This window comes from Microbulbifer marinus (assembly GCF_900107725.1).
Classification (GTDB): Bacteria; Pseudomonadota; Gammaproteobacteria; order Pseudomonadales; family Cellvibrionaceae; genus Microbulbifer; species Microbulbifer marinus.
In genome coordinates this window covers 224,165-245,221 of sequence record NZ_FNQO01000002.1, presented here as the reverse complement: position 1 = coordinate 245,221, position 21,057 = coordinate 224,165, and the positions used below count along the sequence as shown (strand labels likewise).

Sequence of the window (21,057 nt, the reverse complement as noted above, 5' to 3'; positions counted from 1 at the left end):
CCAATAACTGCAAGGAGGTTCGCGGTGCAACTGGCCAACCCGAATTTGTTGAAGCTTCAGAACTATATCGACGGCGAATGGCGTGACGGCGTGTCCACCATCGACGTGCGCGACCCGGCCAGCGGTGAGCTGCTGGCCCAGGTGGCCGACGGCAGTGCGGCCGACGCCGAAGCGGCGGTAGCCGCCGCCAGCGCCGCCTTCCCGGCCTGGAAGAGCAAGACCGCCGCCGAGCGCGCCGCGGTGCTGAAGCGCTGGTACCAGCTGGTCATGGACAACGCCGACGACCTGGCGCGCATCCTGACCCTGGAGCAGGGCAAGCCGCTGGCGGAGGCGAAGGGCGAGATCGCCTATGGCGCCTCCTTCATCGAGTGGTTCGCCGAGGAGTGTCGCCGCGCCTACGGCCAGACGATCCCGACCCACAACCCGGCGATGCGCCTGAACACCATCCGCCAGCCGGTGGGCGTGGTGACCTGTGTCACCCCGTGGAACTTCCCCAACGCGATGATCACCCGCAAGGCGGCGCCGGCGCTGGCGGCCGGCTGCACCGTGGTGATCAAGCCGGCGGTGGAAACGCCGCTGTCCGCACTGGCACTGTGCCAGCTGGCCGAGGAGGCAGGGTTGCCGAAGGGCACCATCAATATCGTGGTGGGATCCGACGCCCCGGGTATCGGCCAGGTCTTGACCCAGGACGAGCGGGTCGCCAAGTTCACCTTTACCGGCTCCACCGCGGTGGGCAAATTGCTGATGGCGCAGTGCGCCACCACCGTGAAGAAGATGTCCATGGAGCTGGGGGGCAATGCGCCCTTTATCGTGTTCGACGACGCTGACCTGGATACGGCAGTAGCCGCCTGTGTGGCGACCAAGTTCCGCAATGCCGGCCAGACCTGCGTGTCCACCAACCGCATCTATGTGCACGAAGCGGTACACGATGAATTCGTGCAGAAACTGCGCGCGGAAGTTGCCGAGATGAAGATCGGCCACGGCTGCGATGAGGGCGTCAGTGTCGGCCCGCTGATTCATCGCCGCGCCGCCGAGCGCGTCAATGATCTGGTGCAGGACGCGATCGCGGCCGGCGCCAAGGTGGAACTGGGTGGCGATTTTCTGCCGAATGGCGAAAACTACTATGCGCCTACACTGATTACCGGTGTCACCGATGAAATGCGCATCGCCCGAGAGGAGATCTTTGGCCCGCTGGCGCCGGTGCAGAAGTTCAGTGACGAGGACGATGTGATTCGCCGCGGCAATGACACCCCTTACGGTCTCGCCGCCTATGTGATGAGCGAGAATATCCGCCGAGCTAACCGTGTGGTGGAAGCGCTGGAGTACGGTATGGTTGCCTGCAACACCGGCGTATTCTCCACCGCAGTGGCGCCGTTCGGCGGTAGCAAGGAATCCGGCATCGGCCGCGAGGGCGGCGTCGAGGGTATGGCAGAGTTTTACGAAACAAAATACTGCTGTTTCGGCGCCTGACAAGCGCAGTCATCATACCGGCGCATGCCGGTATCCAGAGATCGCGGCACGGTTTAGCTAACTGCGCTGGATCCCGGATCGAGTCCGGGATGACGATAGAGAGGCTGAAGAATTATCGGCGGGCTTTATGCTCGCCAGACGACAAAAACTTACTGAATACACAGGGAAATCGCGGAGCATAAATCATGTCCGAATTACAAACCGAAGCTTTCTGGATGCCGTTTACCCCGAACCGCACCTTCAAGTCCGCGCCGCGGATTGTCGAGAGTGCCGAGGGTATCTACCTGACCGAAAAGGGCGGCCGCCAGATTATTGACGCCACCGCCGGTCTCTGGTGCAGCAACGCTGGCCACTGCCGCGCGGAAATTGCCGAGGCGATTCACCAGCAGGCGAAAAAACTGGATTACAGCTCCATCTTCAACTTCGGCCACGAGCTGAGCTTCGAGTACGCTGAGCGCCTGGTGAAGCATACTCCGGACGGCCTGAACCATGTGTTCTTCGGCAACTCCGGCTCCGAGGCGGTGGAGAGTGCGCTGAAGATCGCACTGCAATACCAGCATGCGCGCGGCAAGGGCACCAAGGCGATGTTTATCGGCCGCGAGAAGGGTTACCACGGGGTGAACTTCGGCGGTATCTCCGTCGGCGGTATCGCGCCCAACTACCAGACTTTCGGCCAGCCGCTGAAGTCCAACCACATGCGCCACACGCTGGATATCGAGCGCAACGCCTTCAGCCGCGGACTGCCGGAACACGGTGTGGAACTGGCGGAAGACCTGGAGCGCCTGGTGGCTTTCCACGGCGCCGACCAGATTGCCGCGGTGATCGTCGAGCCGTTCGCCGGTGCCGGCGGTGTGATCCTGCCGCCGAAAGGCTACCTGAAGCGCCTGCGCGAGATCTGTGACAAGCACGACCTGCTGCTGATTTTCGACGAAGTGATTTCCGGCTGGGGCCGCACCGGTTCCGCGTTCGCCTCCATCGAGTGGGACGTGACTCCGGACCTGATGACTTCCGCCAAGGGCATCACCAACGCGGCGGTGCCACTGGGCGCGGTGTTCGTGAAAGACGAAATCTACAAGACCGTGATGGATGCGGCGATCGAAGGTGCGGTGGAGTTCTACCACGGCTACACCTATTCCGCACACCCGGTGGCCTGTGCCGCGGGTATGGCGACGCTGGATATCTACGAGCGCGAAGGTCTGCTGACCCGTGCCGCCGGCGATATCGGCAAGCACTGGGAAAACGCGCTGCACAGCCTCGCGGACCTGGACAACGTCATCGACGTGCGCAACTACGGCCTGGTCGGTGCCATCGAGCTGCGCGCACCGGAGAACCTGAAGGGTCGCTTCGGCGGCAAGGTTTCTGGCATGGCTTGGGATGCCGGGGTGATGGCGCGCGGTATCGGCGATGCGCTGTGCATGTCACCGCCCCTGATTATCGAGGCGCACGAGATCGATGCGATTGTCGACAAGCTGCGCGGTGTGATCGGCTCGCTGGCCTGACGGCGCGGTATTCGACAACTATACTTTGATGAAGCGGCCCGTGGTCGCGACCACAGTCGTTGCAGAGTCGACTGGGTGGTTGCGGTCATGGGCCGTTTTTTGTTGTTGCGGCGCTCCTGTCACAGGAGAACGTTTTTCCAAAAAACTTGGATTTTTTGGGTGACGACACTTCAATAGGCCTTTGTTTAGCTCAGACAGGGGCCGCATCCATGCCTACCGATCCCAATCTGGAGCCTACGCTGGCAACCCGGCCGATACTGCAGGTGCTGTCAGAAAACTGGTGGCTGCTGCTGCTGCGCGGTGTAGCCGCCGTCATCTTCGGCGTACTGTGTTTTATCTGGCCGGGGCTGTCGCTGCTCGCGTTGGTCGTTCTGTTCGGTGCCTATGCACTTCTGGACGGTTTCCTCGCGCTGATAGCCGCGGTGCTGGGCCGACATAAATCCACGCCGCTGTGGTGGCTGATACTCGCCGGATTGATCAGTGTTGCCGCCGGCATAGCCACCTTTGCCTATCCGCAGGTCACCGCGTTGGTGCTGGTAATTTTTATTGGCGCCTGGGCGTTGGTGCGCGGAGCGTTTGAAATCATTGGCGCCTTCCATTTGCGCAAGGAAATCAGCAGTGAATGGCTGTTGATGGCCGTTGGCCTGCTGTCGATGATTTTCGGCATTGCCATACTGGCGAACCCCGGCGCTGGCGCCCTGGCCCTGATATGGCTGATCGGTATCTACGCGATACTGTTCGGCTTGCCGATGATCTGGCTGGCCTTTCGCCTGCGCAAACAGAGCAGGACCGGCCAGTAGCAAGGCAGCGACTCCTGTCGCCCGTGCTTGATTTGCGTGGGGCGACAGGGGCATTATTCCTGCTACTAAAAAATAAAACGCAATAACAGCACAATAACAGTCGCCCAGTCGGCGGCGCATAAGTACGGCCTGAGCATGGCGGAATCGCTGATCGTTCTGGATCCGCAGGCGGACAAAAGTCTGCAGGCGCAGATACGGGAAAAAATCATTCAGGGTATTTTGTCCGGCAGCATTCCCGCCGGCCACAAGATGCCTTCCTCCCGACGTATGGCGGAGCAGCTCGGCGTTGCGCGCAATACCGTGGTGCTCGCCTATCAGCAACTCGTCGATGACAGTTTCCTCGTAACCCGCGAACGCAGTGGTTTCTATGTCAGTGATGCCGTGCAGCAACAAGGCATCATCAGCCACGCGGAAGCCGTGCCCGACAGCGTCGCCAGTGAACCGGATCGCGCTTTCTGGCGCGAGCACTGCAATCCGGTGTCCGTCAGTCGACGCGCCTTGCGGGTGCGCCCGGCCAACTGGTTGCAGTACCCCTATCCGTTTGTCAGCAATGAATACGACCCGCGCCTGTTTCCGGGCGCGGAGTGGCGCGAGTGCACCCGGGATATCTACGCCGGTCGCGAGGTTGCGCAGTGGGCCACGCTGGGCGGTAACGAGGACGACCGCCAGCTGGTGGAACAGATCTGCACACGGTTGCTGCCGCGCCGGGGCATCTATGTGGAACCCGGCCAGATCCTGCTCGCCAGTGGATTGCAGCAGGCCTGTTATCTGCTCGGGCAGTTACTGCTGGGCAGCAGCCGCACCCTGGGTATGGTACTGCCGGCCTGCAATGAGACCGAAGAGATCTTTCGCCGCACCGGCGTTGCACTGCAGTCCCTGCCGCAGGATAGCGATGGCCCGATGACCGGCGCCGAGATCCGGCGCGGCGACTGTTGGTTCTTGCAACCGAACGCCCACAACCCCACGGCGGTGACCACCAGTCTCGAGCGCCGTCGCCAGCTGCTGAAACTGGCGAATGAGCAGGGTGCGGTGATTATCGAAAACGATTGCGATCACGAATTCTGCTATCACAGTACACCGCTGCCGCCGCTGAAGAGCCTCGGCGGTGGCGAATCGGTGATCTATCTCTACCAGTTTCCGAAAGTCATCGACCCCGGCATGCAGCTGGCGTTCGTGGTCGCGCCCAAGCCGGTGATTCAGCGGCTGCGCGCGCTGCGCTACAACCTGCGTGAACGCGTGCCGGCGATCAATCAGCGCCTGCTGGCGAAATTCATTGCCTCCGGCCACCACGATGCGGCCAGTTTCCGTATCACGCAGCAGTTGCGCGAACGCTGGGTGGCCCTGGGCGAGGCGCTGATGCACCACCTGCCGAAACTGCAGGTGCGCCGCGCCAGTTGCGGCACGGCCTGTTGGCTGGAACTGCCGCAGACCCTCAGCGCCGAGCAGTTGCAGAAGCAGGCGGAGCAGCAGGGCTTGCTGTTGGAAGTGGCGCGCGAGTACAACGCGCTGCGAATCGGCTTTGCCGCGATCGAGGCTGACCGGATCGAGGCCGGAATCGCCATTCTGGCGCAGCTGATCAATGGCGAGGTCTCGCAGTCGGAGGAGACGCTGCAAAACGCCACCGGCCGTCGACTCAGTGCCGCCGACCTGCAGGCGGAATTCCCCGGCGCGGTACTGCTCGGCACCAATGCGCTGGGCGAATCCTACCGCGTGCAGGTAATGGCCGACGGCACCATGTTCGGCTACGCGCGCAACGATGTGGACGTGGATGAAACCGACACCGGCCGCTGGTGGCTGCAGGGGGATATGTGGGTGCGCCAGTGGCGCAACTGGTCTTACGGACGCAAGGCGAGCTTCCACGTGGTGATCGACGGCCACCGTATCAAGTGGTTCAGCGAAACCGGCCAACTGATCGATACCGGGATTCTCGCCAGGGAAAGCGAATAGTTTTTCAGGGGACCACTACGTGATTCGAGGCCGCGCAATCTAGCCCGGCGGTACGGAGCCCTGTGTTGTGGTGCACCTGTTCCGGTACTACCCCGGTACAGCTTCAGGCTGACGAAAAACTGTGCGCACGGCGTCTGGTGTCGAAATATAACCGCGCGCTAAACAGGAATTTGCTCAGCCGAGGGCTGCCTGATGTTCGCGCTGGTCGATTTTCGCCGCGGATGGCACTGCCAGCAGGCAGAACGCCAGCATGCCGCAGGCGATGACGACCAGTTGCGTATAGCTGCCGCCGGCGGAAATAAAGTAGCCGGCAACGAGTGGCCCGCAGGCCAGCCCCATCTTCGAGGCAAAGCCACCGAATGCGCCCATCTGCCCGGCCGCATCAAATTTCGAAGCCATGGTCAGCAGGTAGGGCACGCAGAAAGCCCAGGTAATACCGGTCACGACGTTGGCGAGAATAAAGACCGGCTGCAGGCGGCTGAACATGAATAGCGCCAGTCCGCCCAGTGTTATCAACAGGGCAACGGTCAGCGGCACGGTCAGCGTAAAGCGCTGACCGGTATAGGCGGCGAGCGCCGCACCGCTGATGGCGATCAGGTTGGCCCAGAAGAGCGTCTTGCTGATAAATGAGAGCTCCAGGCCGAAGGACTTACCCAGGTCAAAGATGAATGCGAACAGGGCCATATTGGCGAACTGGAAACAGAACAGCGCTAGCAGGGTGATCAGCATCGGCCCCATGGCCACCTTCGGGTTTAGCGGCACCCTCTGTTCTTGCTGTTTGGTGGGCAGCGGATAGTCGGCCAGAAATGGCAGCATTGCCAGCGTCGCCAGGCTGAACGTGATCAGCGCGTAGAAGGGCACATAGGTGCCGAACTTGGTGACGAGCCCCGGCAACACCAGCATGCCGATGGCGCCGCCGGTGTACTGCACCAGCAGCACCATACTGTAGGCGCGGCCGGCGATGCCGCTGCGCGCAATCACCGCAAAGCCCAGTCCCACCAGTGCGCCACCGAGTATGCCGTGCACCAGGCGCAGTGGAACCAGCAGTTCCAGGTTGGCGAGAAAAATGGTCAGCACATCCATGCCGATAGAGCAGATCAGCAGCGCAAAGGCGGCCAGCTTCCACTGCGGAATCTTTTTCACGAACAGCGACACGGTAAAGGCACCGATTACCGCACCGATGGTGTTGGCGAAGGTGATTTCCCCGGCCTGCGCGGCGGTGAGGCCGGCACCGGCCATCAGCGAATCGACGATGACCGGAAAAATATTGACGTAATAGAGGCCGGCGGAAGAAAGAAAGGCGAGCAGCAGGCTGGCGGCCCAGCTTTGCGGCGCGGCATGGGGAAAAAAGCCGGAAATGTTTTTCAATACTTCGCGGTCGCCGAGTGGCTGACTTACCAGACTTTCTGCGTTATCGCTCATAGATGCTCCGCGTGGGCGTTGCCCTGGTTATTATCTGGCACCAGCCCGTCTGCGCCGGACGGATACCGTAAGATCAGTTTAAATGGTCCCTGGAGCAACGCTAACCCATTACCGGTGAGAATATAGGGCCAGATGTCGGTCGGCTATGGAGCCAAACCCGCAGCCTCGGCCATTTTGGGCCAGTTCTGGCGATTGGACTCATCACAACACAAAATCTGGCCCTATTGCCGGCCGGGTTAATCCTCCAAGATAAAGCCAGATACAAGCCGCCACCGCGGCACCGACAAGCAGGAACTGTCTGGCGATGAACAATAAGAGCAAACATTTCGGTATCGCTGCGCTGCAGCTGAAGCTGGCGGAGGCCGACAATCTGGAACTGCTGCTGGAGCGCATCCAGAAAACCAAGCTGCGCTTCCCCTGGGTGAAGATGATTGTGCTGAGTGAACTGGCCCTGCGCGGTGTCGGCGTACAGCATGCCCGCGAGCTGCCGTCGGCGGAGGAGCAGGCCTTCTGCCGCAGCGCGCGCGAGCTGGGTATCTGGCTGGTTCCCGGTTCCATGTACGAAAAGTGCGGCAGCGCCGTGTTCAATACCACTCCGGTGATCAATCCCGACGGCGAGGTCGTCGGCCGCTATCGCAAGATTTATCCGTTCCTCCCTTACGAAAAAGGCGTGACTGGCGGCGATCAGTTCCTGGTATTTGACGTGCCGGAGGTCGGTCGTTTCGGCGTATCGATCTGTTTTGACATGTGGTTTCCTGAAACCACGCGCGCGCTCACCTGGCTGGGTGCGGAAGTCATCATCCATCCCACCAAGACCGATACCATCGACCGTCAGGACGAGCTGGCCATAGTGCACGCCAGTGCGGTCACCAACCAGTGTTACGTCGTCGATGTGAATTCGGCCGGGCCGCAGGGTGTGGGCCGCTCAATCATCGTCGGCCCGGAGGGTGAAATCATCCACGAGGCAGCGACCGACGAAGAGGTCATTGCCTTCGAAGTCGATCTGGATAGGGTCCGACAGGCGCGTGAGCGGGGCATAAAAGGTCTCGGGCAGATTCTGAAAAGTTTCCGCGATACGCGGGTTCAGTATCCGCAATACGAGCCGGGTGCGGTGTCGTCGGCGTACGAGGAACTCGGTCCGTTGAAGGTGCCTGAGTAGGCGCCGGAGTAGGTGCGATTCGACCGCAACTGGACCAGTCACTGCGCGCAATCTGGCGCTAGGTTTTAGCGAGTGGGCGCGTAGCATGTTTATCAGCAACAATACTATCCGGCGCGGTATGGCCACAAAATAAGAGAAAGGTAGAGGGAGCATGAAAGAGCAAAGCAAGCAGGGGTTCAGCAAGAAAACACTGGCAACGGCCGTCGCTGCAGTATCTGCCGGCACACTGCTTTCCATGCCGCAAGTCTCGCTTGCGCAGGAGGCTACGCTGGAAGAAGTGATTGTTACCGCCACACGCCGCGCCCAGAGCGTACAGGATATTCCCTACAACATTTCTGCTGTTGCCGGCGATGAGCTGGAGGCCTCGCAGGTTACCGATGCGGCTGAAATGATGCGCAGTATCGCCGGCCTGACAGTGGTGGATCGTGGCTACCGCAACTCCGGTACCGTCAATGGTGTCGTGATCCGCGGTATGAACATCGACACCGGTGCCAACGGTGACGTACCCCTGTCGGCCATCGGTACCGTGGCCACCTACATCGACGATACACCGCTGTACGCGAATTTCGTGCTGAAGGATATCGAGCGGGTGGAAGTGCTACGCGGACCCCAGGGCACCCTGTATGGCTCCGGCTCCCTCGCCGGTACCGTGCGCTACATCATGAACAAGCCGCAGATCGGTGAATTCGCGGCCAAGGTCGGCACCAGTTTCAGCCAGACCGAAGGTTCCAATGGCTACAACCTCAATACCGATGCGCTGGTGAATCTGCCGATCGGTGACAAGGTCGCGTTCCGCGCGAATATCGGCAAGATCGATAACGACGGTATCGTCGATTACGCCAACGTCTACAAGCTGGATGCCAGCGGCGCGCCGCTGGCCGCGGGTGGCGATATCGCCAACGGCGGGCCGGTATTCCGCAGCGTCGAGGACGCGGACACTGTTGATATCACCTACAGCCGTGCTTCGATACTGTTCGAACCGACGGACAATGCCAGTATCCAGCTGTCATACCAGCAGCAGGAAGACGATATCGGTGGCCGTCGCCAGGTGACCAGGGGCACCAACTGGGTGAGCGGCACCGAGCAGGCTTACGACGACTACGAGAATGGCGCCGTGATCCTGGAACCGTCCGAGCGTGAAGTCGATCTGACGTCGCTGGAAGTCGAAGTGGATATGGGCTTCGCCACGCTGACTTCGAGTACGGCCGACTACAGCCACAGCGGTACCGCTATCAGCGATAATTCCGGCTTCTACGCCACCATGGACTGGTTCGAAGGGCTCTATTACGGCACACCGCGTCCGGTTGCGCGCGCCGAGCGCTTCTACGACGACTCCGCGCTGGTACAGGAAATTCGCCTGGTCTCCAACGCCACCGATGCGAAGATCGATTGGATTCTCGGTTTCTACTACATGGACCAGGACTCCAAGGCTGGCCAGAACAGCACCATGCCCGGCTGGGCCGACTGGATGGCCGTTACGCCCACTCCATGGGATCCGGCCACCTCGTTGGCGGACACCTGGACCGGCTGGGCCGCCGACGTGCAGGATCAGGATTTCTATTTCCGCCGCAACCAGAACTTTGTCGACAAGGCGGTGTTCGGCGAGGCAACCATCAACTTCACCGATACGCTGCGCTTGACGCTGGGCATGCGCAGCTTCAAAAACGAACTCGTCAACGAGTCACAGCTGTCGCTACCGATCTGGCCGACGCTGGGCAACGGCGACGCATCTTTCGAAACCAAGGAAAGCGATACGCTGTTCAAGGGCAACCTGTCCTGGGATATTTCCAACAGCCTGATGAGCTACGCGACTGTTTCCGAAGGCTATCGCCGCGGCGGTGCCAATGCGGTGCCGACGATCGGCTTCTACGCCGAAGATCCCGGCTATCTGCGCTACGACTCAGATTCGGTGCTGAACTATGAATTCGGTCTGAAGGGCTCCACCGATGCGTTCCGCTACACGGTGTCCGTCTTCTATACCGACTGGAAAGATCCGCAGCTCAACACCGCCACACCGAACTGGGGCTTCTTCGCGGCGATGAACGGCGACTCTGCCCGCGTGCAGGGTATCGAGTTTGAAATGGAGGGTAACCTCACCGATAGCCTGCACTACACCATGGGCTATACCCTCGTGGACGCCGAGCTGACCGCAGACTTCGTGACCCCCACCGGGGTGACCATTGCCGAAGAAGGGGAGCGCCTGCCGAGTACCGCAGAAAACACCTTCTCCGTGGCTATGGACTACACGGCGAGCTTCAGCGACGGTATCGACTGGGTGTCCCGCCTCAACGGCTACTATCAGTCCGACTCTGAGAATGCCATCGGCAGCGGTCTGACTGCGGCAGAGGTCGATGCCTTCCAGCTCTGGGGTGCCAACACTTCTCTGGTAGCGGACAAGTGGGTCGCCACGCTGTTTATCAAGAACCTGTTCAATGAGGATGGTGTAACCGGTCTGATTACCGAGCGTCACATGGGTACTGATCCGAGTGAGAATTTCCTCGGCAACGCCTCCAAGGACTATATCAGTCTGCCCCGAACCATTGGTCTCTCCGGAAGCTACAGCTTCTGACTTAGCATTGTTGCTATTCTGCCGGCCCTCGTGGCCGGCTTTTTTGTATCTGCTGAAATTGTCGTGGCAACAGCGCGACACTGGTATGCTGGCTGCGAGAAGAATAAAAGTATCGGCCCTATCGTGAGTGACGCAAACGAGCTTTACCGATCCGCGTTGAGTTTTTTTCAGCGCAAGCAATTCACCCAGGCCATAGCAGCGGCCGAGCAGGCGCTGCAGCTGGATCCGCAGCTGACAAATGGCTGGCGGCTGCTGGCGGACAGTAATGCCGCCCAGGGACAGCTGGATCGCGCCATCGAGTGTCTGTTCCGGGCCCAACAGTCTGCCGATGCGCACAGCAGCAGGTGGGTCAGTGTCTGTTTGCACCTTGCCGAGATGCTGCTGCGCGCAGGGCGGCACGGCGAGGCGCGGCAACAACTGGATCAGTTGCCACTGGCGGATATCGAACATGTGCAGCCGCTCAGCCAGGCCGCTTATCTTTATTCACTGTGCGAAGCCCACGGGGAATCCAGGGAGCTGTTCGAACGCGCGCTGAAACTGTCGCCGGACAATCCACAGCTGCTATTCAATTGCGCCGCAGCGAACCGGGCGATGGGCGATCTGGCACGAGCCGAAGCACAGTACGACCAGCTGATCGCCATGCGTCCAGACGACTTCGAAGCCTACAGGAATCGCTCCGATCTGCGCCGGCAGACCGCGGAGCGCAACCATATCGCCGAACTGCAGCGGGTATCCACGCAGCCAAATCTTCCCGCCCTCGGTGCCAGCCAGTTGAAATTTGCACTGGCCAAGGAATTTGAAGACCTGCGCGATTACGGCAACAGTTTCGCCGCGCTCACCGCGGCCTGCAGCCTGCGGCGCAGTGGTATTCGCTACAGTGTCGAGCAGGACCTGCAGCGACTGGCGGAGATTGCGGCCGCCTACAGCGAGGAGTTTATGCAGCGCTGTCGGAAGACGCGCGCTGCCCATCTGGATAGCGAGCGCGGCGAGGGCATTATTTTTATTCTGGGAATGCCGCGAACCGGAACGACGTTGGTGGACCGTATCCTCTGTGCCGCAGACGGTGTTTTCTCTGCCGGAGAACCCGGCACCTTTGCTCGGGAACTAACTGCTATGGTTCAGTCAGGGGGCGCGGAGGCAATGGCGGTCTCTGCGCCGGCAGATTTCGTGCGGCGATCGCGGCAGGTGGACTTTGCCAAGCTGGGGCGTCGCTATCAACGGGAGTTGCGCAGCCGGCCCGGCAGCGAAAATGCCCGCGTGATCATCGACAAAAACCCGATGAACTATCTCTACATCGGTTTGATCCGGCTGGCGCTGCCGCGGGCGCGCATTGTGCATCTGCGCCGCAATGCGATGGACAGCTGCTACGCGATTCTGAAAACCCAGTTCCGTAACGCCTACCCGTTTTCCTACGACCAGTCCGAACTGGGGCGGTATTACCTCGGCTATCGCCGCTTGATGGATCACTGGCAGCGCTCATTGCCAGATGCCATTTTCGATCTGCACTATGAGCGGCTGGTGGAAGATCTCGCAGGCGAGAGCCGCCGGCTGTTCGATTACTGTGGGTTGACGTGGACGGAGTCGGTACTGGATTTCCACCGCCAGGACAAGCAGGGCACGGCGACCGCCAGCGCCGCTCAGGTGCGCCAGCCGGTCTACCGATCATCTGTCGGCAAGTGGAAAAACTATCGCGAGCAGTTACAGCCGCTGGCCGAGATCCTGCAACAGGGCGGGATAGAGATCGAGTAACAGTGATCGCGGCCAGGGGCCGCGATCACACCATGGAGAGGGGGGGGTTAATTCGCCGATTGCGGCAGGGACTGGACCAGTGCCTCTCCCTTATCCTTCAGCGCCATACACAGCTGGATCTGCTCTTCCGTCTGCGCCAGGCTGCGCTGATAACCGGCGGTCAGCTTGCCGTGCTGTTTGAACAACTTCTGCAATTCGCCGAGCTTCTCCTCGCTGCAGAAGGCGCGGGCGAAAGACGGCGTGTGGCGGCGAATCTGTGCCGGGATCTTGTCGACCACCTGCGGGAAGTTCTGCTGCAACCACTGCCAGTGCTGATCCTGCACCGCCGGCTCAGCCAGGCCGCGCTGGATCAGGCCGAAGGCTTCGCGAGACCCCATCGCCTCGCTGAGCGCCAGCTCGTGAATCTTCTGCAGCTGGTTAGGCTTGTTGCTGGCGCCGATCGCGCTGGCGCTGGCATTTTCGAAACGCGGATCGTCCAGTTCGGCGCGCACCTTGATCAGGTGATCGAGGAAGTCGTCGCCGGCATCCTGTACCGCCACGCTCAGTGCGGCCTCATACAGGTCGGAATCCAGCGCCTCTTCATCCCGAGCCCGCTTGAAGCCGGTAAAGGCGAGCGCCTTGTCCTGCAGCGTCTTGCGCGCATCCTTGTCGCCAGCCACCAGCGCCATAAAGCTCAGCAGTTCACTGTGTAGCAACTGCTCGTCGCTGTCGGGGCTGTCTACGGTTTCGTTCAGCACCGGCTGATACAGGTTCTGGACGAAGTTGAGGAAGGCCTGCTGGTCTTTGTCCGACAGATAGTTCTGCCCGTACTTCTGCAGGTAGCGCAGCGGCGCGGTCACCACCTGGCGCTGGTCCGCCTTGGCCGACTGCTCCACCACGTCCAGCAGTGCGGACTCCGGCAGCTTGCCGGCTTCGAAAGCGGCAAAGGCACTGTCGATAATCGACAGCTGCTCGGTGGGCGAGAACTTGGCGAAGCGCTCGATCAGCGCCTGCCACTGCTCTTCCGCAACGCTCCAACGGTAGTAACCGCTACCCTGCGCATTGGGCATCACCCAGCTGGGGCAGGCACCACCGTCGATGGCCACTTCCTGTTCCACACTGGTCAGCATCTGGCACTGTTGCACGTCGTTACCGGTGCTGAAGCAGAACGGAATACTCCAGTGCTGGTCTGCATCGACGATTGGCGAACCCAGCGGCTTATAGCGGCTCTGGCGCACCAGCAGTTTGGCCGCGCCTTGCTCGCTGCAATCCACCACCAGATCCAGTTGCGGCACACCCTTCTGCTCGACAAAGCTGCGGAAGGTTTCCGTAAGTTCCGGGGTGTTGGTCTCCTCGCCGATCACTTTGTAAAAAGCCGGGGAGTCGGCAACGCCGCCAGCGAAGGTCTCAATATAGCGACCCAGCGCCGGGCGGAAACGCTCCGCGCCGAAATACTGATCCACCATATTGATGACGCCGAGACTCTTGGAATAGGTAATTGCGTCGTAGGCGTTGCGGATATTGTTGTTGTCGCTAACCGGTTCGCGAATGGCGCGGGTACTGGCGAGGGAATCCAGCTGCATCGCGCGGATCGCGTAGGTAGCGGCATTCAGGTCGTGACCCTCCTGCGGCTCGAAGATAGTCAGTACCAGCGGCTCCCCCCAGGTGGCGAAGCCCTCTTTCAACCACAGGTCGTCCCACCAGGGCGGCGTGACCAGGTTGCCGAACCACATATGGGCGAGTTCGTGCGCATGCACCTCGACCAGCGCCAGGCGTGCGCCAGGCGCCGGCTTGTCGCCAACCAGAATGCGCTGTTCGCGGTAGGTGATCGCCGCGGACAGTTCGGTGGCGCCGCTGGGCCACTGGGGTGCGGCGACGATATCCAGTTTCTTGAACGGATAGGGGCGCTGCAGCTGGGTCTCGAAAATTTCCACCATGCGCGGGGTGATATCGAGAATGTAATTCATGTCCCCGCCGCGGCCCTTGCGCGCGAAGCCGCGCAGCGGGATCGGCTCGGAGCGGTATTTGTTCGGCGGAATGGCCGCGCGCTCGACCACATCGAAAGGTCCGGTGGAAAGGGACAGCAGGTAGGTCGGCATCGGCAGCGTGGTGGCGAAGGTGACCTTTTCCAGACCATCGCCGGCTGGCTCCCGCTTCAGCTCCGCACCGTTACTGATGGCCGCGTAACCCTCGGGCACGGTCAGGCTGATATCGAAGGGTGCCTTCAGGCCCGGCTCGTCGAAGCCCGGCAGGTACTTGCGCGCCTGGATGGATTCGGATTTGGCCAGCGCGTAGGCATTGCCCTGTTCTTCCACCTTGAACAGGCCGGCCAGATTGCGATCGAATGCCGCGCTGTAGTCGATGTGCAGGGTGAAGGTGCCGGCGGGCAGCTGCTCGGCGAAGCTGACTCTGGCTACACCGCTGTCCAGCACTTCCTTATATTCGGCCGGCACGGTTTTGCCTTCGGCGAGTGTGGCGTGGATATCGCTGACTTCGATGTCCTTGCCGTGCAGCCAGATATGATCGGCACTGTTGGCCATCTGGATATCGATCTCCACGCTGCCGGAGAATTCGTCACGGCGCGGGTCGAGCAGCAGGTCGAGGCGGTATGCCTGCGGGCGCACACCTTCCGGCAGGCGGCCGTTAGGTGCCTCGGCGGTCGCACCGGCATCGTCTCGCGGTGCCGCCTGTTCGGCCGTCGCCGCTGCGGTAGCTCTTTGTTCGGCCTCGCCGGGCGCCTTCTCTGCCGGGCCGCACGCAACCAGTGCCAGCAGCGGCACGGCCAGCAGGCAGTGCAATATGCTCTTCTTCATAGCTTCTCTTATTTTCGGGAAATGGGAATTCGGCAAAGGCGCCATTGTAGCGGTTCGGGGTGGGGATTGCCGAAAGGCGGCAGTGCCTTGGATGGACAGATCTTGCACCGGCGATATCTCTGTCGTCATGCCGGCGCAGGCCGGCATCCAGTCTGGTAGTCCCTGGGTTCTGGCCTGTTTGTAATTGGTATCCGCCGGCATATGGTAAATCAGCCCCTCGGTGTCGATGGCCAGTGTCATCACGTGGCCCAGATATGGTCGTCATTGCTATCGAGCAGCGCCAGTAACGGTGACCTCTTCATCGTTTTCTCTCTCAACCGAATATTCATTATTTTTATGACTGCTATCTCTCATGTAGTCATAATTGTGAATATACGGGCTGCCGAGTCGCCATCGATGGGCACGAAATCGAAACTGAGAGGTCGGTATCGGTCATTGGCGCGCCGAGCATCAATCTGCAGCGCCCGCAATAGCTGACTTTTACGGACTTTTCAGTCTCAGAAAAACAGGCGAATCTTCGGTTCTGGTCTAAAATTGTTCTTTTTTTGATCAATAAAAACCGGTAGTGTGTGGGCTTCCTTGTTCCGCCATGGAGGGCCTCAGAAGAGACAACCTAGTGGCTAGAACTATGTTTCCTCGCACACTCGCAGTATTGGTAATTTTTTTCGGTTTTGTGCTCTCAGGCTGTAAGGCAAACCTGGGTGAAGAGACCTGGTACCAGGTAGAGAGTGACAACTTCCGCATCGTCACCAATGGCGACCCCGCGGCGGTGAAGACCCTCGCCGCCGATCTGGAGCGCTATCGCGCCGTGGCGTTGCAGCTGCTCGACGCCCCGCAGGATAGCCAGAAGCTCACTATTTACGCCGCCGCCGACCGCAAGAGCTATGCCGGCCTGGTGGGCGAAGAGCTGGCGGAAATGACCAACGGCCTGTTCGACACAACCGCGCAGGGCAGCTACGCCCTGGTAAACCTGGACGGTCGCAATGGCAAGCGCCAGCTGCGCGCCCGTGAGTTCCTGTTCCACGAGTACACCCACTTCCTGAGCTACAACGGCAACACCACGCACTACCCCTATTGGTACAGCGAAGGCTTTGCCGAGTTCATGTCGACGATGACCTTTACCCAGAACGGCGGCTACCAGTTGGGTGCCATTCCGGAAGAGCGGGCGATGACCCTGATCTTTGCCAGCCAGATGCCACTGGAGAAGCTGTTGCGCGCTACCGTCTCTAACACGACCGGTGACGAAAAGGCCCAGGTATACGCCAGCGGCTGGATGCTCGCGCACTGGCTGATCATGGAAAGCGGCAAGGTGGAGCAGTTCAAGGACTACGTGAAGGCGTACAACAATGGCGCCGACCCGGTAAAGGCTCTCGAAACGTCGCTGGGCATGTCCCTGGCGCAGATTGAGGAAAAGTACGAGGCCATGTTTGAGAAGGGCAGCTTCAACCTCGTCGGCGGTGCGATTCCGGCCGACTTCCGCGAGGCCCGTCCCGTGGTGAGCAAGCTCGCTCCGCGAACTGCCGTAGCAGAAATCGGCCACTTCCTGGTGATGTCCGGTTACAACCTCGACGGACTGCTGGATCTGCTGCAGTACGCCCACCTCGCCGGCGTCGACAGCCCAAAACTCACTGCGGTGCAGGCGGATGCGGAGACCCATGTCGGCAACTTCGAGCGTGCCGGGCAGCTGCTGGCGAGCATCCCGGCGCGATACCGCGATGAGATCTGGTACAAGAATGTAGATGCGTGGCTCGGCCTTAACCGCCAGGTCAATCGTCCGGGCGATGCGCGCAGCCGTGACGAGCTGAAAAAGGTACGCGACCAGTTCGTATTTCTGGTGAATAACGATTCCGACACCGCCTCCCACTGGTACGGACTCGCGATGTCGATGGAAATGCTCGACTATCCGCGGGAAAAATACGTGGAAATGCTCGAGCAGGCCTACCTGCGCGCACCGCGACAGGTGCATATCGCCCAGTGGCTGGCACGGGAACTCTACGAACAGCAGGATGCGGAATTCTTCGCCCATGTCGCGCAGCCGCTGATGCTGGAGCTGGAAAGCGAAGAGGAATTCGAGCAGATGAAGGCAATGCTGGCGGAAATGCAGGGGCAGAAAAAATCGACGGACAAGGCGCGGACGACGCTGGCCCGAAAAGAGGGTTAAGTTCAAATAACCAAAAAAGCCCCGGTCGAGAGACCGGGGCTTTTTTGTGTCGGTCTTGGCGCAACTAAATCAAATAGCGACTGCCGCTGCCTAGCTCGCGATAGTCGATCAAAGCATCAGGGTATTGGTTTTGAACTCGTTGACGCAATGATCAGCGGCCGACAACAGCTGTGATTTCAATAGCGCGGCCTGATCGGCCATAAGTTCATCATAAGTCGGAGCGCTTTCACTTTCGTCGGTGCTCATCTTGCTGCACACAGATTCGGCCAGTACCTCTTGAGTAGATGTGTCGATTAATCGCAGCTTCGCACTATATCCAACCCGATACCTGTTCCATACGGTTGGGAAGTAACCCATGTTCCAGCCTATGGTGCGAACATCTAACAGTAGCCGCGCATCGTTAACATTGTCAGCCAGGTCAGCCGGTTTGACACTGGAAGTACGGATACTGTTGTCATCAAGCAGCCGCAAGGAATACTGCTCGGCAAGCACCGGTGCCAGTGATTCGTAGATATAGGACGCGGGATCTTCAACACCGTTTTCTTCGATTATCTTGTTGCCGGCTGAAATCATTGCCACGGCACCCAGCGCACCGAACATGGCTTTGTCAGCGGTCATTGCAGCGAAGCCCGGCTTTTCATCGGCAAAGGCCCCACTCATCATGCGGCCTTCCATCAGCGGTGCGGTATCCGCTGACAGCGGAATGGTTTTGGTTCCTGCGCAGCCTGCCATGAATACAATGAGGCTGAATAGCGCGAGCTTCTTAATCATTTTTATCGTTTCCCTAGAGCGTATCATTGATAACAAGATCCAGTGCTTATCGTTTTCAATAACGTTGAGATCGCTATTGCATTGCAGACTGGGGGAAAAATTATAAATGTGCCAAACGGCAAGTGATAGTTAAAATCAATTACAGCCAATTACAGGGTTGTAAAGCGGGTAATAAATGGCTCACTTGAGATTGAAGAGCAATAGATGAACTGCGTCACCGATGTGATCCGATAGTTCGACAGAAAGTTGCAGTCAGCTTAAACAGTACTTAACGCGAAAACGCGAATTCTGGCCATTACCGGCAAATGAGTTAGGTGAGGCTGGGACGGAACGCTGTAATTGCTAGTAGGCTACACCCCAATAATTAAAGCCGGCCAGCTTGAGCGACAATATGTAAGCGGAATCCTGTGACTGAATATCGAAGCCGCTATTTTCGATAAGTGCAGGAATCGGCCGGTTCAGGTTGCAGCCGCCGAATGCGCGGCGCCAGTAGGGGTTTAGGCGATCCTGCCACTTGCGGACACTGGCATCCGGCGCACGGCCGTGTTCGCTGAAGACCAGCTCGCCACCGGGCTTCAGCACCCGTCGCATCTCTGCCAGTGCGCTGCGCCAGTCAGGGATGGTGCACAGGGTGTAGGTCAGCAATACCGTATCCACACTGTCGTCCTCCAGTGGTATCTCTTCGCTGGGCAGATCCAGCCAGCGAACCTCGAGCGGCGACTTGCGGACATTGTCGCGCGCACGCCTGCGCATGCCCGCCGAGGGCTCCAGCCCCCAGACAAACTCCACTTTATCGGTATCGTAAAAGGGCAGGTTGAGGCCGGAGCCGAACCCCACCTCCAGCACGCGGCCGCGGGCCTGCGGGACCACCAGCTGCCGCTGTTTGCGGAATGCCTTGAGGCCGCAGGCGCAATTGATCAGATGGGGTAAGCAGTGATTTTCGTAGAAGCTCATGAACGATGTTCCAAAGTACCTTTTGCCGGCTCACCAGTAATTCCGCTTTTTCGCAAAATTCCACCAATACTATTGGTTCAACTTCTCCACGAGCGCACGTGAATCCTCCAGTGACCGTACCTTCATTCGCGCCCGCTCTTCATCCGTAACTGCCGATTCATCTATTTTGTAGAGTTCCCACGGGTCTTCTGGAGACGGTCTCGAAAACTGTGTGCCATACCATTGTGGCATGTCTTCTCTCATCATGATGCGGTCCCAGGCCGCCGCGCTGAGCCAGCGCGCCGAGTCATTAGATGGATCAAGGGTGATCGCCATCCACGCGAAGCTGAAAGCTGTTCTTATATCGTCGGCTGATTCGCCATGCTGGAAAATCATCGCGGCGTGATAGTAGTCTTCGGATGTATGTAGTTGTCCCGCGGCAACCATTGCAAGCACGGATCTGCGACGCTCTGCATCCTGTCTGGCAATAATGTCCCAATCGACATTCTTGGATTTTCTCACTTGCTGGTCTTCGTTGAACAGTTCCAGCAGCTCCTGATTGGTAGATGCGTCCGTGTCGGCATGGGCCGAAATGTATGTAAATAGCGCAATCGTGAGAAACAGTATCTTATTCATGCTTTAACGTGTTGATCGCGTTAGCCGGGCCATTGGTTGGAGCATTAGTGCTCTTGATTTATTCCAATCTTTTATACAACGAATAGGTATCGAGTCGCCATGGCTGGTATCTACCTCATGCTTCTTTATCATTGGTGTTAACCTATGGCTTGAGATTGCTGCGACGAGCTAATCTCCAACTTTGCATCGAGAACAGATAAAAACAACAATATGATCAATCTACAGGAATGGCGGCGCGGTGGAAGCACCTTTGAATATCGCGGCTGGCCAGTATTTACGCGCACTGGCGGCAATCCGGACGGCGAGGCGCTGGTGCTGATCCACGGCTTTCCCACCTCATCCTGGGACTGGAACAAGATCTGGCCGGAGCTCGCCCGGCACTATTTGCTCTACACCATCGATATGCTCGGCTTTGGCGACTCCGCCAAGCCGCGTGATTTCTCCTACCAGATTGCCGATCAGGCCGAGCTGATCGAAACCTGGCTGACGGCGCAGGGTGTCGGTGATTACCACATCCTGGCCCATGACTACGGCGACACCGTGGCCCAGGAGCTGATGGCCAGGGACCGCGAGCGCCTGAATGTCACCCGCGCGGATGACTCGAATCTGCGCATCAGGAGCGTCTGCCTGTTGAACGGCGGGCTCTTCCCGGAAACGCACAAGCCGGTGCTGATACAGAAATTACTGCTATCCCCAATCGGGGCAATGGTTGCCAGGCTGTTCAGCAAGCAGAAGCTGGCGGCCAATCTGCACAAAATCTGCGGCCCGAATACGCCGCCCTCTGCGTCGGATCTCGACGGTTTCTGGGAGCTGGTGCAGAACAACGATGGCGTGGGGGTGATGCACCGGCTGATTCACTATATGCCACAGCGCCGGCGGCATCGTGCGCGCTGGGTCGGCTCCCTGTGCAATGAGTGGATGCCGGTGAAGCTGATCGATGGCACGCTCGATCCGATATCCGGTGCGCATATGGTGGCGCGCTATCGGCAGCTGGTGCCCAATGCGAATGTCACCGAGCTCACGGAAGTCGGACATTACCCGCAGACCGAAGCGCCGGAACAGGTGCTCCGCGCCTATCTGGCCTTCCGCACGCAGATCGAAGAGCCCGAGCCGATGATGGTGTCCAGCTAGCAGTTATTCATCTACTAA

14 protein-coding genes are annotated in these 21,057 nt (G+C 59.5%); 9 read left to right on the top strand and 5 right to left on the bottom strand.

Features of this window, described 5'->3' with window-relative positions:
• Positions 1 to 24 precede the first annotated feature (24 nt).
• From BLW36_RS08920 to BLW36_RS08905, 4 genes are all read left to right on the top strand, one after another.
• Positions 25 to 1,470 carry an NAD-dependent succinate-semialdehyde dehydrogenase gene (locus BLW36_RS08920; RefSeq protein WP_091387426.1) on the top strand — a complete coding sequence of 482 codons (1,446 nt, stop codon included), beginning with the start codon at positions 25 to 27 and terminating at the stop codon, positions 1,468 to 1,470.
• A 185-nt stretch (positions 1,471 to 1,655) separates the two neighbouring features.
• Complete coding sequence (aptA, locus tag BLW36_RS08915; protein WP_091387424.1) at positions 1,656 to 2,969, top strand: omega-aminotransferase AptA; 1,314 nt, start codon at positions 1,656 to 1,658, stop codon at positions 2,967 to 2,969.
• A gap of 209 nt (positions 2,970 to 3,178) precedes the next feature.
• Entirely contained in the window at positions 3,179 to 3,769 is a 591-nt protein-coding gene (locus tag BLW36_RS08910; RefSeq protein ID WP_091387422.1) for an HdeD family acid-resistance protein, read from the top strand.
• A 135-nt stretch (positions 3,770 to 3,904) separates the two neighbouring features.
• Positions 3,905 to 5,716, top strand: a complete 1,812-nt coding sequence (locus BLW36_RS08905) for an aminotransferase-like domain-containing protein (RefSeq protein WP_091387420.1) — start codon at positions 3,905 to 3,907, stop codon at positions 5,714 to 5,716.
• A gap of 174 nt (positions 5,717 to 5,890) precedes the next feature.
• Here BLW36_RS08905 and BLW36_RS08900 read toward each other — a convergent pair whose 3' ends face one another.
• A complete protein-coding gene (locus tag BLW36_RS08900) occupies positions 5,891 to 7,138 on the bottom strand; it encodes an MFS transporter (RefSeq protein ID WP_091387418.1) in 1,248 nt (415 codons plus the stop codon).
• Between the two features lie 304 nt (positions 7,139 to 7,442).
• On the opposite strand from BLW36_RS08900, the gene BLW36_RS08895 reads away from it, so the two are divergent.
• The 3 genes from BLW36_RS08895 (at position 7,443) to BLW36_RS08885 (ending at position 12,615) form a co-directional block, all read left to right on the top strand.
• The gene (locus BLW36_RS08895; RefSeq protein ID WP_091387417.1) at positions 7,443 to 8,297 is read left to right on the top strand and encodes a carbon-nitrogen hydrolase family protein; all 855 of its coding nucleotides are present in this window, start codon (positions 7,443 to 7,445) and stop codon (positions 8,295 to 8,297) included.
• A gap of 151 nt (positions 8,298 to 8,448) precedes the next feature.
• Complete coding sequence (locus tag BLW36_RS08890) at positions 8,449 to 10,866, top strand: TonB-dependent receptor (protein ID WP_091387415.1); 2,418 nt, start codon at positions 8,449 to 8,451, stop codon at positions 10,864 to 10,866.
• Positions 10,867 to 10,989: 123 nt separating this feature from the next.
• A complete protein-coding gene (locus tag BLW36_RS08885; protein ID WP_170833174.1) occupies positions 10,990 to 12,615 on the top strand; it encodes a tetratricopeptide repeat-containing sulfotransferase family protein in 1,626 nt (541 codons plus the stop codon).
• Positions 12,616 to 12,662: 47 nt separating this feature from the next.
• On the opposite strand, the gene BLW36_RS08880 is transcribed toward BLW36_RS08885, so the two are convergent.
• On the bottom strand, positions 12,663 to 15,407 hold the full coding sequence (locus BLW36_RS08880; RefSeq protein WP_091387411.1) for a M1 family metallopeptidase: 2,745 nt from the start codon (positions 15,405 to 15,407) through the stop codon (positions 12,663 to 12,665).
• A 673-nt stretch (positions 15,408 to 16,080) separates the two neighbouring features.
• Between BLW36_RS08880 and BLW36_RS08875 the strand changes: the two genes are divergently transcribed.
• On the top strand, positions 16,081 to 17,568 hold the full coding sequence (locus BLW36_RS08875; RefSeq protein ID WP_244506201.1) for a collagenase: 1,488 nt from the start codon (positions 16,081 to 16,083) through the stop codon (positions 17,566 to 17,568).
• A 108-nt stretch (positions 17,569 to 17,676) separates the two neighbouring features.
• Here the strand turns inward: BLW36_RS08875 and BLW36_RS08870 are convergent, their stop codons facing one another.
• The 3 genes from BLW36_RS08870 to BLW36_RS08860 all read right to left on the bottom strand — a co-directional run bounded on the left by BLW36_RS08870 (position 17,677) and on the right by BLW36_RS08860 (position 19,908).
• Positions 17,677 to 18,339 carry a hypothetical protein gene (locus BLW36_RS08870; RefSeq protein ID WP_091387407.1) on the bottom strand — a complete coding sequence of 221 codons (663 nt, stop codon included), beginning with the start codon at positions 18,337 to 18,339 and terminating at the stop codon, positions 17,677 to 17,679.
• Between the two features lie 342 nt (positions 18,340 to 18,681).
• The gene (locus BLW36_RS08865) at positions 18,682 to 19,293 is read right to left on the bottom strand and encodes a class I SAM-dependent methyltransferase (RefSeq protein WP_091387405.1); all 612 of its coding nucleotides are present in this window, start codon (positions 19,291 to 19,293) and stop codon (positions 18,682 to 18,684) included.
• Between the two features lie 69 nt (positions 19,294 to 19,362).
• Positions 19,363 to 19,908 carry a hypothetical protein gene (locus BLW36_RS08860; protein ID WP_091387403.1) on the bottom strand — a complete coding sequence of 182 codons (546 nt, stop codon included), beginning with the start codon at positions 19,906 to 19,908 and terminating at the stop codon, positions 19,363 to 19,365.
• Positions 19,909 to 20,118: 210 nt separating this feature from the next.
• On the opposite strand from BLW36_RS08860, the gene BLW36_RS08855 reads away from it, so the two are divergent.
• Positions 20,119 to 21,039 carry an alpha/beta fold hydrolase gene (locus tag BLW36_RS08855; protein ID WP_091387401.1) on the top strand — a complete coding sequence of 307 codons (921 nt, stop codon included), beginning with the start codon at positions 20,119 to 20,121 and terminating at the stop codon, positions 21,037 to 21,039.
• The last annotated feature ends 18 nt before the right edge of the window (positions 21,040 to 21,057 follow it).

Bases quoted from the DNA above. Each gene is read 5' to 3' on its own strand.
- BLW36_RS08910 (WP_091387422.1), top strand. From the start codon at position 3,179: ATGCCTACCGATCCCAATCTGGAGCCTACGCTGGCAACCCGGCCGATA.
- BLW36_RS08895 (WP_091387417.1), top strand. From the start codon at position 7,443: ATGAACAATAAGAGCAAACATTTCGGTATCGCTGCGCTGCAGCTGAAG.
- BLW36_RS08900 (WP_091387418.1), bottom strand. From the start codon at position 7,138: ATGAGCGATAACGCAGAAAGTCTGGTAAGTCAGCCACTCGGCGACCGC.
- BLW36_RS08870 (WP_091387407.1), bottom strand. From the start codon at position 18,339: ATGATTAAGAAGCTCGCGCTATTCAGCCTCATTGTATTCATGGCAGGC.
- BLW36_RS08865 (WP_091387405.1), bottom strand. From the start codon at position 19,293: ATGAGCTTCTACGAAAATCACTGCTTACCCCATCTGATCAATTGCGCC.
- aptA (WP_091387424.1), top strand. From the start codon at position 1,656: ATGTCCGAATTACAAACCGAAGCTTTCTGGATGCCGTTTACCCCGAAC.
- BLW36_RS08855 (WP_091387401.1), top strand. From the start codon at position 20,119: ATGATCAATCTACAGGAATGGCGGCGCGGTGGAAGCACCTTTGAATAT.
- BLW36_RS08890 (WP_091387415.1), top strand. From the start codon at position 8,449: ATGAAAGAGCAAAGCAAGCAGGGGTTCAGCAAGAAAACACTGGCAACG.
- BLW36_RS08905 (WP_091387420.1), top strand. From the start codon at position 3,905: ATGGCGGAATCGCTGATCGTTCTGGATCCGCAGGCGGACAAAAGTCTG.
- BLW36_RS08880 (WP_091387411.1), bottom strand. From the start codon at position 15,407: ATGAAGAAGAGCATATTGCACTGCCTGCTGGCCGTGCCGCTGCTGGCA.
- BLW36_RS08860 (WP_091387403.1), bottom strand. From the start codon at position 19,908: ATGAATAAGATACTGTTTCTCACGATTGCGCTATTTACATACATTTCG.